The organism is Asanoa hainanensis (assembly GCF_900188485.1).
In the GTDB taxonomy this organism is placed as follows: Bacteria; Actinomycetota; Actinomycetes; order Mycobacteriales; family Micromonosporaceae; genus Asanoa; species Asanoa hainanensis.
Map to the genome: position 1 here is coordinate 52,015 of NZ_FZPH01000023.1, position 11,467 is coordinate 63,481.

Below are 11,467 nucleotides of genomic sequence, written 5' to 3' on the forward strand. Positions count from 1 at the left end.
GGTGATGTCGCCACCACTTCGATCGGAGGTCCGACGATGCGGGCTCCCCGCCGGGACCAGCTCCGCAACCGCCAACGGTTGGTCACGGCCGCCCGCGAGGCCTTCACCGAGCAGGGCCCGGACATCGCCCTCGACGAGATCGCGCGCCGGGCTGGCGTGGGCACCACCACCCTTTACCGGCACTTTCCCGAGAAGGAGGGGCTGATCGAGGCGGTCCTCGACGACCTCGCTGCGGCGGTGAAGGACAACGCCGACCGCGCCATGGAAGGCGCTGACCCGGTCAGCGCCTTCCGGGCGGTGTTCACCCAGAGCTGCGACATGTCGGAGCGGGAAACGGCGACCTTCGCCCAACTGGCCGGTGCGGGCGAGCGGGCCGACCACCACGCCCAGCGTCTGATCACCTCCGTGGTCGGCCCGGCCACGGATCGGCTGCGAACCGCCGGCCGGCTACGGGCTGGCATCACCGCCGAGGACATCGCCTCCTTCGTCCGCATGACCCTCACCGCGGACAGCGACGACGCCCGCGCGAAGGCCATCCACGTCATGCTCGACGGCCTCGTCACCCCGGAGCCCGCCGCGGTGCCCTGATCCGTTCAGACCGGTGCGTGCACGGCGGCGAGGTAGGCGAGCGCCTCGGCACTGCGGCTGTGCGGCGGAAGAGCTGCCTAGCCTCATCGGCCTGACTACGTGCAGCCCCACAAGGGGTGAAGCCCAGCCCGTTCAGCTCATGATGTCGGCGTAGTCGACGGCGCTGAGCGGGCCTTCCGACAGGGATCCGTCACCGCGCGGGACACCGCGTATCTGCCCCTCCCGGGTGAACACCACCCCGCTGACGTCGGACCGGCCCGCGAGCGTGCAGACGACCTGGCCGTAGGCGACGGCCTCGTCGCTGCGGCCCGCGCCGATTCCGGCCGCCGGCACCTCGACAGCCACCGCGGTTCCGCTGGGCGCAGGGGACACCGTCGGGGTTCCGGTCAGTGCGGTCGTCAGGGTCTGGTCGCGTTCGGCGTTGGTCGGCCCGGCCAACAGGTGTGCGAACTGCTCGGCGAGAGTCGGCGCCGTCGACAACCGGCGGGTGACGGCCACCAGCCGGCCGTCGCGGACGAAACAGAGGCGCTCGGCGACGTGGTTGTCCCCCGGCGGTGCCGCGGTGGCCGGCGTGAAGACCGGGAAGGGACCGCGGGGCGCCTCGATCTCGCGCGGGACCTTCTCCGTGGTGATGCCACACCCGCCCAGCAGGAGGGCGGCGACCGCGAGCGTAGCGGCGAAACGGCGGGTCACGGCGCGCACCCCAGCAGGTCGACGCGGAACCGGGCGCCGCCGCCGGGCCGGTCCAGGATGACGGCGCCGCCCTGATGCGCCGCGGCATGTTGGGCCACCAGGGCCAGCCCCAGACCGGTGCCCGCGCTGTCGCCGCGGGCGGTCGCGGCCCGTCCACGAACGAAGCGGCCGAACACCGTGTCGCGATCGGCTGGCGGCACGCCCGGTCCTTCGTCGTCGACCTCCAGGTAGCACCGGTCCCCCTCCGCGCCGAGCCGGACAGCGACCGGTCCGCCCCCGTGCTGGACGGCGTTGTCCAGCAGGTTGCCCAGCATCTGGCGGAACCGCTTGCGGTCGACGTGCCACCGCTGCGGGGTGCCGTCGACGAGGATCACCAGATCCTCCGGCAAGCGGCGGGATCGGCAGACGTGCCGCGCGAGCTCCGCGACCGCGACCGGCTCCCGCTGCGCGGGTTGATCGCTGCGGGCCAGCTCGAGCAGGTCGTTGACCAACACCTGAAAGCGTTGGATCTCAACGGAGACGAGGCTGGCCGCTGCGGCCGACCGCTCGTCGAGGGTGTCCCGTCGCCGGGTGAGCACGCTGGCCGAGGCCGCGAGCGTCTGCAGCGGAGATCGCAACTCGTGCGCCACGTCGGCGGCGAACCGGCGGTCACGTTCCAGTCGTCCGGAGAGCTCGTCGACCATGCCGTTGAACGACCGGGTCAAGCTGCTCAGGTCGGGATCCGATGCCGCGTCCAACCGGGCGGTCAGGTCGCCGCCGGCGATGTCCCGCGCCGCACGGGTGACCTCGCCCAACGGCCGCAGCACCCGCCGGGTGGCATACCAGCCGACCCCGCCGCCCGCCGCCGTGGTCATCAGGGCGACCGCCAGGAGCACGGCGCCGACGGTACGAACGGTTCCGTCCAGTTCGGCCAAGGAGTCGACCTGGTAAAACGCGGTGCCGCCGGTCAGGGGAACTCCCACGACCACCGCCGGGCCGGAGGCCGAGCCGATGCGTTGGACCGCCGGCCGACCGCCCTCGACGATCTTCCGCAGCGGCGCCGGGATGGCGTCGGTCACCGCGCTGTCGGCACCCCGGGCGTACCAGCGACCATCGAGGCGCAGCACGGGTTGGCGGGCGCTTCCGGTGTCGAGGGAACGCAGCACCTCCAGCACGTCGGGTTGGTCTCCGCTGATGCCACTGTGGACGATCGTCGCGTTGAAGTACGCGGCCCGGACGGCCGTGCGCTCGCGCTCGTCGAGCAACGTCGTGCGGATCAGCTGGTACGAGGCCAGCGCCAGGCACGCCGACAGCACGAGCGCGCCGGCGGCGTACCCCGCGGTGATCCTGGCCCGAAGACCCCTTGGCCGTCTCACCGTTGCAGCTTGTAGCCCAGCCCCCGCACCGTCACGAGGTGCCTGGGCGCGCCGGAGTCGTCTTCGATCTTGTTGCGCAGTCGACCGACGTGCACGTCGACGAGGCGTTCGTCGCCGACGTCGTAGCCCCACACCCGGGAGAGCAACTGCGCACGGGAGAGCACCCGACCGGCATGCTCGGCGAGCTCGCAGAGCAGGCGGAACTCGGTGCGGGTCACCGCCACCTGCGAGCCGCGGAACCGCACCTCGCCGGCCTCGGGACGGACCTCCAGATCACCGAACACCAGGGCCGGAACGTCGTCGGTGGGTGCGGAAGTCCGCAGGCGGCGTTGCAGGGCGCGTAGCCGAGCGGTCAGCTCCTCGATGGCCACGGGCTTGACCACGTAGTCGTCGGCGCCGGCTTCCAGGGCGGCGACGATGTCCGCTTTGTCGTCGCGCGCGCTGACTACGACGATCGGAACGTCGTCGTCACGCTCGCGCAGTTGCCGGATGCACTCGAAGCCGTCGATGCCGGGCAGCATCAGGTCGACGATCGCCACGTCGGCCGCGTTTCTGCCCTGCAACAGCAGGCCCTCCTCCGCGGTGCCGACCCCCACCACCGTGTATCCCTCGTCCTCGAGGGCGAGCACCAACGACAGGCGAATACGGTTGTCATCCTCGATCACCAGCACGGCTGTCACCTTTCGCATCATGCCCGTCCTCGGAGACGTCCGCATCGGCAGGCGGTCGGGTGCGCCGTTGTCATCGAACTGACATACCGCCGCGCGGCCTTCGCCACACCGGATGCCCATCCTGGCAGGAGACGACGGCGGCAAGGGGAGCGGGCGGGTGAACACGACGACCCGACGGGCGATCTGCACGGTGCCGCTGATCCATGTCGCGGTCACCGAAAGCCTGTCGACCGCGACGGCTCCCGCTCTCGAGGCCACGCTCCGTGAGATCCTCCCCCTGCGGCCTCGGCTCGTGGTCGTGGACCTGGCGGCGTGCGAGCTCATTGACGCCGCCGCCATCGAGGTGCTGTTGGACCTGCACCGAGCCCTGTGGCGGCAGGACGGCCGGCTCACACTGCGGTCGGTGAGCCCGCGCCTGAACCGCCTGCTGACGCTGGCCCGTGCGGCGCAGGTGCTCGACATCAGCACTCACGAGGGCGATGTGACGCTGTCGTCATGAGACCGTCATGACGTCGCGCGAATACCGCCATGTGCGGCCCCGAGACTGGGGCCATCCGGTTGGCGGTGCGATGACCGGCCGCGGCGACGTGGTCGATGCGGTGCACGGCCCTGGATGTGCGGGACTGTCCTGCCCGGCGTGCCAGCGGTTCGCGGCGCCGGGCGGGGCGGCTCCCGCGACGATGCGCACGGCTCCGACCCCGAAGGGCGTCCGCACCATGTATGACACGAGCTTCCCGGACGACGGCCCGGTGGGTCGACCGCCCCGGGCCGACCGCCATGCGGCGGATCTGGAGCTGGCGACGGCGGTGGTGGGCCGGCTGTCCGCCGATCCTGAGCTCGCGGAAGCCGAGATCCAGGTCGCGGTGCAGAACAGGGTGGTGCTTCTAGGCGGTTATGCGCCGAATCGCACGACCCGCACCCACGCCGGCGACTCCGCGTGGCGCGTCGTCGGCGTGTTCGATGTCTGCAACCTCATCCAGGTGCCGGCCTGACCGACCCCGTTGGCCTAAACCGGCCACAATTCCTGAAGCCCTGTCCGTCTAGGGCTTTCGCGCCCTCACTCGATCGTGGGGCCACAATGGACAGCCGTCTCGAACGGCGTGTTCGCGGATGCTGCGCTAATTTGACAGCGATATATTTCCGTGGATTCGTGGTTGACCCGGGTCGGGGGCGGGATGACTGGCGAGAGATTCGACGAAGTCCAGAATTGGCACCACCTGACGGATGAAGCGATCGGCGGAGCCGACAGGCGGACCGGCGCGGGGACGTCTCCTGCGGTCGAGGTCATTGCCGGAGGCGACCTGGTGAGACGCGTCAGCGGCGCACTGGCCGGATGCCGCGAGGCGATGGTGATGGCGGCCGGGACTGTCCTCTCCGCGCTGATGCCGATGATGGAAGTGCCCGACGCGCCGGAGCGTCGGCCGGTCGTGCGTGTTCTCGCGGAAGCGCGCCCCGACGCGGTGAGCACCCGCGAGCCGATCGACAGCTCTTTGAACTTGCTGCCGGGCCCCGTGCGGGTGGTGACGTCAGTGCCGTTGTCGGTCGTGGTCGCCGACAATCGCGTCGCCGTGCTCGGTGGGCCCGCGGCGGGAGCGCCCGGGTTGGTCGTCTCCGCTCCCGATCAGGTGCGTGCGGTGGCGGAGTTGTTCGAGTGGATATGGGAGCTGGCGCCGGTCAGCGCGGAGCCGAGCGCACAGGACGTGCGCGCGATCGGCCAGCGCCGTGCGGCCGTGCTGGCCGGGCTCGCGGACGGCCTGACAGACGCCGCCGTCGCCGCCCGCCTCGACCTGGCGGAACGGACGGTCCGCCGCGATGTCAGGAAGCTGATGGAGGTGGCGGGCGTGGTGAGCCGGTTCCAGCTCGGGGTGAGAGCCCGCGCGTTGGGCTGGTTGCCAGAGCCTGGCCGGCCGCCAGTGCCGTGACGACGATCGTCGTCGGCGGCGTCATGCCGGGTGCGCTGGTTCGACGGCGTCGAAAAGCCCTCGCCAGCGCCTGAGGATCTCGCCACGCGAGACCCCCAGCGCCAAGGCCTCCGCGATCAGGGTCGTGCAGCGTGCGTCCCACTCCGCCAGCCACTCGTCGGGTGGGCCCAACGGATCTGGTCGACGGACGAGCACACGACCGCGTGGCGCCATCTCCACGACCCCCCGGACGCGCAGCAGGTCGTATGCCTTGTGGACAGTGTGGTAGTTGACCGACAGGTCCCGGGCGAGCTGCCGGGTCGAGGGCAACGCACCGCCGACCGGCATGGCGTCCGTCACGATCGCATGCATGATCTGCCGATGGATCTGCACGTAGATCGGCTCGCGGCTGGCGTGGTCCAGCACCACGATCATGTCGGCTCCCGGGCTCGTCTGTTCTACTCAGCATAGAACAAAATCGGCTGCCCCAGGTGCTAGCCGGTCGTTTCCGGCAACAGATTCCGGCTCTTTTCCCCAATTGCCGATGAATGCTGCGCGCGAAGCCAGGTGACGAGCCGAGCGGGCCAGGACTCGTCGAGCTCCTGCCCGACCGGAGTCAGATAAAGAATTAGCGCCGCCGCCATGGAGCAGAAGAAGCTGACCAGTCCCATCGTGGCCATGATGGAGGCGTGCAGGCCGAGTCCGGCCACGAGCAGCACCCGTCGCGGGAAGGGCCGCATGAACAACGCGGCCCCCAGGAGGAACTCGAGAGCGATGGCCCCCCAGGTGAGCAGCGTGACGGCGGCCGGCGCCATGATCAGCCGATCGGTGAGCGGGCTCAGCCAACCCGCGGCGCCGAACTGCGGGTTGCGCAGCCAGTACCAGAGGGCGGTGCCGTCGGCCCATTCGGCGACGCCGAGCTTGGCGATGGCGGAGTGCAGGTAGATCGCGGCGACCTGCACCAGCAACAGGACCCGTGCCATTCGGGCGACGAGCCACGGCCAGCCAGGCAATGCGCTCTCCGCCAGCGCGGGGCCACGCGACCAGTGCCATCGGCGGGGGTCGGTCAGCGTGACGGGCAGCAGCAGCAGGGTGATGACGGCCGCCACCTGGTCGCCGCCGTCCTGGAGGGTGACCGCCGTGGTGAAGCTCCAGACCACCCACCAGTGCGGCAGACCGGTGAACCGCGGTCGCCATCCCGCGATCACCACGACCAGGACCGCGACCGAGACGAAGACAGCCAGCCATCGCTGGTCGTCCGGCACGAGACACCAGAGGCCGGCGCGTGCGGCGCCCGTGCACACCGGCGGGACGGTGCCGTCGGCCAGCGGCGACAGCAGCACGCGCTGGTCGGTGGCGAGCAGGGTGAGCAACGTCCCGGCTGCCAGCACAGTGCGGGCGAGCCCGACCATCGAGGTCCAGGGACACATCCGGGCCCAGGTCGAGACCTTCTCCGCCACATCGTTCACGGCGTTCAACAGCGCACCTCCAGGCGGACGACGGAAGACGGCATCACGGTGCGGTCGGCCGATCCGCGCCAGGCCCACGGCAACGGCTCCTGCCGGACGAAGCCGACCGGACCGCACAAGCTGGGCCGCGTTGCCTCGTTGGTCACGGTGCCGAGCACCGGCGTGGCCGCCAGGCAGTCGGCGGGGGTCCCGGCGCACTGACGCCATTCCTCGGCGTGTACGCCGCGCAGCAGGATGGCCATTTCGGTGCCCTGCGCACGCCGGATGCGGTTGGCACCGAATCCGTCGGCGGGCACCGCGAGGTGACCGGCGTCCGCCGGGCGCCACCGGCCGTCCGCGTCGGGCCGCATCGGCGAGAGCTGCGGCAACCGCGGGCTGATGGTGAAGAACGCCCACCCTTCGGGGACGAAGAGCCGCACCCGAAGTTGCCGCTCGGGCGGCGGGCTGAGTGGGTTCGGTGGAAGCGAGGCGTGTAGCACGTAGCCGGCCAGCAGCATTGCCAGGACCGCCAGCATGAGCACCCGCGACAACAGCTGACGTGCCAGCGCACGCGGCTCGACGACCTCGCCGCCCGGCGGTGCGGCGTCCGCGATCGCCTGGTCGACTGCCATGTGACTCGACCTTTCTCGCGGGCGTGCCGCCCGAGAGACGGGCGGCACGCCGACGGGGCTGATCCGATCAGGTGGTGGCCAGGTTCGTGGCCACCCGGTCCACGAAGGCTTCGATCGACAGCCGGGCACCGGCGCCGGTCCCGGGGCCTGTCACCTGTTGCGGCGACAGGAATGCCGCGATGATGACGACGATCAGCGCGGCGATCTCGATCGCCAGGTCCACCGCCACATAGTTGATCTCGTAGTTGATGTTGATCTGGTAGTTCGCCGTGTAGGGGTCGGCAGCGGTGACGCTCTCGCCCAACGCGCGCACGGTGCTGTCGAGCGCCCGGTCGACAGCCTTGGCACCCACCTGTGCGTCGAGCACCCCGCGATAGAGGACGCCCAGGTCCCGCAGCGCCTGTTCGACCTTGACGCGGTCGCCGCTCTGGACGCGCGTGGCGAAGCTCGCCTCCCATGCGCCGTCCCGCGCGACCGCGGCGTCGACCGCCCGCTCCAGGCCTCGCTGGGCCGGGGTCAGCGTGGCACCAGTTTCCTTGCCGAGCAGCAGTCTGGCGGCGACGCCGTCGCGGAACAGAATGCCATCGGCCAGCTGCGCGGCGGTCAACCGCGGCGCGAGTTTCTGTTGCGCCACCGCCCGGCCCGAGCTCGACATGATCGTGTAGACCACCAGTGCCACAGCCACCAACAGTCCGACGCCGACATAACCGGCGCGCCGGCCGGAAATGGCTATTCTCATCCTTCCTCCTGCGTGTCAGTGAAAAGGAAGCACATTGACTGGAATCGCACGACCACCGGTGATCCGACAACGCTTTCGAACTGCCCCGGGAAATCGCCGTCGTGCAGCTGACGCTACGCGTACACGGACCCACGATCCATAGCGCAGGGGCGACCGCCGGCGGCCGTTATAGGACAGTCGGCGACCGGCGGAATTCGTTGCTGTGGAAACCCTACAGCCCATGTTCTATGGTGAATAGAACAGTCCGCGAGGCCGAGGGAAGGCAACGACATGGACAGCGGCGCGGCGATCCAGCTGATCGTCATGATCACATTGGTGGCGGTCGGCCTGGTCCTTCCGGTCCCCACATCGGCCTCCACCCCGTTCGGAGTGCGGGTGCCTCCCGACCGGGTGACCGCGCCGGTCGTCGTGCTCTGGCGCCGCACCTACTGGGTCGGTGTGCTGGCGTTCGGGGCCATCACCACTCTGGCGTCCGTCGCGGCGGCGGCCGACCACGTCACCGCGATCGCCATCGCGACCCCGGTTGTCCTGGTCGCCTCGTTCCTCGTGCTCTACCTGCTGGCGCACCGCGCGGTCCTCGCCGCGAAGTCCACCGAGGACTGGTTCGCCGATTCGCAGCCGGCCACCGCGGCCGACACCGACCTGCGCACCGCACCCGAACGCTACCCGTGGACCTGGCTGGCGCCGGCGCTGCTGGTCATAGCCATCACAGCTGTTTATGGCGCGGTCCGCTACGGCGACCTGCCGTCGCGTCTGGCCGTGCACCACGGCGCCGACGGGCAGCCCGACCGGTTTCTCCACACGAGTGCGGCGACCGCTTTCCTGCCGGTCTACGCACAACTGGGCCTGACCGTCCTTATCGCCCTGCTGGCCCGGCTGGCCCTGCGCGCGCCCACGACACTCGATCCGGCCGACCCACAGCGGGCGGCACGCCTGTTCCGCACCGCCGGCGCGGCTCTGGCCCGGGCCCTGCTGTTCCTCGCGGCGGCGGTCTGCCTTGGGCTGTTCTTCCTCGCCCAGCACCTGTGGCGGCAGAGCGGCACCGACACGGCGCCGGTCCTGCTGGCCGCCCTCACGACAGCCGCGGGAATCGTGGCGGTCATGGCGACGGCCGCGCGGGTGGGTCGTGCGGCCCGGCTTGGTGCCCAGGAAACCCCCCGCGCGCCACGGTTCAGGGATGACGACGCCAACTGGCGCGGCGGACTCATCTACGTGAACCGCGACGATCCCGCGCTGCTGGTGCCCAAGCGCTTCGGGGTCGGCTGGACACTCAACTTCGGGCGTCCGGCAGCCTGGCTGGCGCTGGGCGTCATATTGGCCATTCCCGTCATCACCGCCCTGCTCGCGACGTTCGTCTGAGGCTTGCCGCCGTCGGGCCACCGGGGGCGCCTCCCCCATTCTGCATTGATGGTGCATCTTCTCGTCCGCAGCGCGCCGCTCACCAGCCCCGACGGCTCGGTCTTGGCAGAGTACGGTTATCGCGCTGTGGAGACGGGGTGACGCGGTGACCACGCTGCAGGCCGGGTTCTGGATCCTGGCCGCCATCGCCATCGCGTCGGACCTGCGCCCGGTCGCGGAATGGGACCGGCGACACCCGGGCAGCGCGGTCTTCCTGTCGATCTGCTTCAGCTTCGGGATCCTGCTCATCTGGGGTCTGGCCCCCGCCGTCGTGGTGCAGGCGACGGCGAACGTGTTGGGCTGTGCCCGTTCGCGAGTGCCGGTGCGCGACGCGACGTTGGTGGTGGTGCGCAACTGCGGCGGGCTCGCGGCGGCCGCGGGCGTCCTGCGGCTGACCGGCGTCGGGCCCCTGCGTCGGGCGGAGGGGGTCGACGGGTCGACGGTCGGTCAAGTGGTGCTGGCCGTGGCCGCCGCGCTGGTGGTCAGCTACGGAATTCTGATCGTGGCGGACCGGATCACGACCGGCCGGCCTTGGCGGACCACCTTCAACCGGGGCCTCGGCCTCAACGTCTTGGCCAGCACGTCGCTGCTGTTCCTCGGCCCGGTCATCGTCGCCGAGCCGCGTGGATGGACGTTCGCTCTCCTGCTGCTGCCGATCGGGGCGCTCAACGAGCTCGTCCACCTGGTCGACCGGCAGACCCGCGCGTTGCGGCAGGACGCGCTCACCGGCGTGCTGAGCCAGCGGGGTCTGGAGGGTGTGGTCGCCCGGCTACTCGGGCGCGACGAAGAGCGCTCGCGGCCGACGGAGTTCGCGTTCCTGTTGTTCCACGGATCCCGGCTCCGGACGATCAGCGAGTCGTACGGTCGCCGCATCAGCGACCGGATCCTGGTGGAGGTATCCAACCGGCTGAGGGAGACGCTCGGCCCCGGTGACGAGATCGGTCGGCTGGAAGGCAACGAGTTCGGCATCGTGCTGGCCGGTCACCGCGAGCCGGATGCCGCGGTGGCGGCGGCCCGGCGCATGGTCGGGGCACTGGACCGGCCGGCCCTGGTCGACGGGGTGCCGTTCGACATCCGCGGCGCCGCCGGCGTGGTCCTCGCACCCGCGCACGGAGAGGACCTCGCCACCATCGTCAGGCACGCCGACGCGGCGGCCCACCGGGCCGCCGGTTCCGGCGTCGGGGTGCTTGCCTACGCGCCCACACCGGTGAGCGACCCGGCCCGCCGACTGGCACTGCTGCGTGACCTCAACGCCGCACTGGCGAACCAGCCCGAAGGCGGGACGATCAGATTTGTCTACCAGCCGCAGGTCGACGTGGCCACCGGCGACCTGGCCAGCGTCGAGGCGCTGCTGCGTTGGCAGCACCCCGTGCGGGGCACGATGGACACCGGCGCCCTGGTGGAGGTGGCGGAGCCGACCGCTTTGATGGCCCAGATCACCGAGCGGGCGGTGGCCGACGTGACGGCCCAGGTGCGGCGCTGGCGCGACGAGGGCAGGTCCGTGACCGCCGCGGTCAACATCAGCATGCGCGACCTGCACACCACCGCGTTCGTCGACCACCTCGTGCGCACGGTCGGCGACGCCGGCATCGGTCCAGGGCAGCTCACCGTCGAGGTGACCGAAGGCGAGCTGATTCTAGACGAGGCTTCCGTCGAACAGGCCGTCGCGCGCATCAGGGACGCGGGAATCGGGCTTTCCCTCGACGACTTCGGGACCGGATTCTCGTCGCTGCAACACCTGCGTCGCCTTCCCCTGACCGAGGTGAAGATTGACCGGAGCCTGGTCCGCGGGATCGTCCGGCGCGGCGACGACCGAGCGCTGGTCCGATCCGTCATCGAGATGGGCCGGGCGCTCGGGTTGCGGGTCGTCGCCGAAGGCGTCGAGGACGACCAGACCCACCAGGTGCTCGCCGACCTCGGCTGCCCCGTGGCCCAGGGATGGCTTTACGGCAGGCCGATGCCCGCGGCCGAGATCAGTGAGCGGGTGCGGGCGAGAAATAGTTGAGAAGGCGTGGTCAGTCACTCGCCTGGATTGCATGCAT

Annotated in this window: 13 protein-coding genes; 6 read left to right on the forward strand and 7 right to left on the reverse strand. The window is 70.7% G+C overall.

What is annotated here, in order from left to right:
* Window positions 1–36 precede the first annotated feature (36 nt).
* Entirely contained in the window at window positions 37–588 is a 552-nt protein-coding gene (locus CHC05_RS36315; RefSeq protein WP_089255176.1) for a TetR/AcrR family transcriptional regulator, read from the forward strand.
* 132 nt (window positions 589–720) lie between these two features.
* Here CHC05_RS36315 and CHC05_RS36320 read toward each other — a convergent pair whose 3' ends face one another.
* Genes CHC05_RS36320 through CHC05_RS36330 form a run of 3 tightly spaced genes read right to left on the reverse strand, consistent with a single transcriptional unit; the run spans window position 721 to window position 3,316 of the window.
* Window positions 721–1,281 carry a GerMN domain-containing protein gene (locus tag CHC05_RS36320; protein ID WP_089255235.1) on the reverse strand — a complete coding sequence of 187 codons (561 nt, stop codon included), beginning with the start codon at window positions 1,279–1,281 and terminating at the stop codon, window positions 721–723.
* Window positions 1,278–2,606, reverse strand: a complete 1,329-nt coding sequence (locus CHC05_RS36325) for a sensor histidine kinase (protein ID WP_089255236.1) — start codon at window positions 2,604–2,606, stop codon at window positions 1,278–1,280. Before CHC05_RS36325 ends, CHC05_RS36320 begins: the two co-directional genes overlap by 4 nt.
* Window positions 2,607–2,632: 26 nt before the next feature.
* Window positions 2,633–3,316 carry a response regulator transcription factor gene (locus CHC05_RS36330; protein ID WP_089255237.1) on the reverse strand — a complete coding sequence of 228 codons (684 nt, stop codon included), beginning with the start codon at window positions 3,314–3,316 and terminating at the stop codon, window positions 2,633–2,635.
* A gap of 148 nt (window positions 3,317–3,464) precedes the next feature.
* Between CHC05_RS36330 and CHC05_RS36335 the strand changes: the two genes are divergently transcribed.
* The 3 genes from CHC05_RS36335 (at window position 3,465) to CHC05_RS36345 (ending at window position 5,229) form a co-directional block, all read left to right on the forward strand.
* Window positions 3,465–3,806, forward strand: a complete 342-nt coding sequence (locus CHC05_RS36335) for an STAS domain-containing protein (RefSeq protein WP_179266534.1) — start codon at window positions 3,465–3,467, stop codon at window positions 3,804–3,806.
* Between the two features lie 70 nt (window positions 3,807–3,876).
* On the forward strand, window positions 3,877–4,299 hold the full coding sequence (locus CHC05_RS36340) for a BON domain-containing protein (protein WP_179266535.1): 423 nt from the start codon (window positions 3,877–3,879) through the stop codon (window positions 4,297–4,299).
* 183 nt (window positions 4,300–4,482) lie between these two features.
* On the forward strand, window positions 4,483–5,229 hold the full coding sequence (locus CHC05_RS36345; protein ID WP_144022928.1) for a helix-turn-helix transcriptional regulator: 747 nt from the start codon (window positions 4,483–4,485) through the stop codon (window positions 5,227–5,229).
* A 21-nt stretch (window positions 5,230–5,250) separates the two neighbouring features.
* Here CHC05_RS36345 and CHC05_RS36350 read toward each other — a convergent pair whose 3' ends face one another.
* The 4 genes from CHC05_RS36350 to CHC05_RS36365 all read right to left on the reverse strand — a co-directional run bounded on the left by CHC05_RS36350 (window position 5,251) and on the right by CHC05_RS36365 (window position 7,967).
* A complete protein-coding gene (locus CHC05_RS36350) occupies window positions 5,251–5,643 on the reverse strand; it encodes a GntR family transcriptional regulator (protein WP_089255180.1) in 393 nt (130 codons plus the stop codon).
* 59 nt (window positions 5,644–5,702) lie between these two features.
* A complete protein-coding gene (locus tag CHC05_RS36355) occupies window positions 5,703–6,677 on the reverse strand; it encodes a sporulation-delaying protein SdpB family protein (RefSeq protein ID WP_089255181.1) in 975 nt (324 codons plus the stop codon).
* A 5-nt stretch (window positions 6,678–6,682) separates the two neighbouring features.
* Window positions 6,683–7,288, reverse strand: coding sequence for an SdpA family antimicrobial peptide system protein (locus CHC05_RS36360; RefSeq protein ID WP_089255182.1), 606 nt, complete (start codon window positions 7,286–7,288; stop codon window positions 6,683–6,685).
* 67 nt (window positions 7,289–7,355) lie between these two features.
* Window positions 7,356–7,967 (reverse strand): sporulation delaying protein family toxin, encoded by a 612-nt coding sequence (locus CHC05_RS36365; protein ID WP_089255183.1) that lies wholly within the window; start codon window positions 7,965–7,967, stop codon window positions 7,356–7,358.
* 330 nt (window positions 7,968–8,297) lie between these two features.
* Between CHC05_RS36365 and CHC05_RS36370 the strand changes: the two genes are divergently transcribed.
* A complete protein-coding gene (locus tag CHC05_RS36370) occupies window positions 8,298–9,386 on the forward strand; it encodes a DUF1648 domain-containing protein (protein ID WP_089255184.1) in 1,089 nt (362 codons plus the stop codon).
* A gap of 145 nt (window positions 9,387–9,531) precedes the next feature.
* Window positions 9,532–11,430 (forward strand): putative bifunctional diguanylate cyclase/phosphodiesterase, encoded by a 1,899-nt coding sequence (locus CHC05_RS36375; RefSeq protein WP_089255185.1) that lies wholly within the window; start codon window positions 9,532–9,534, stop codon window positions 11,428–11,430.
* Window positions 11,431–11,467: the final 37 nt, after the last annotated feature.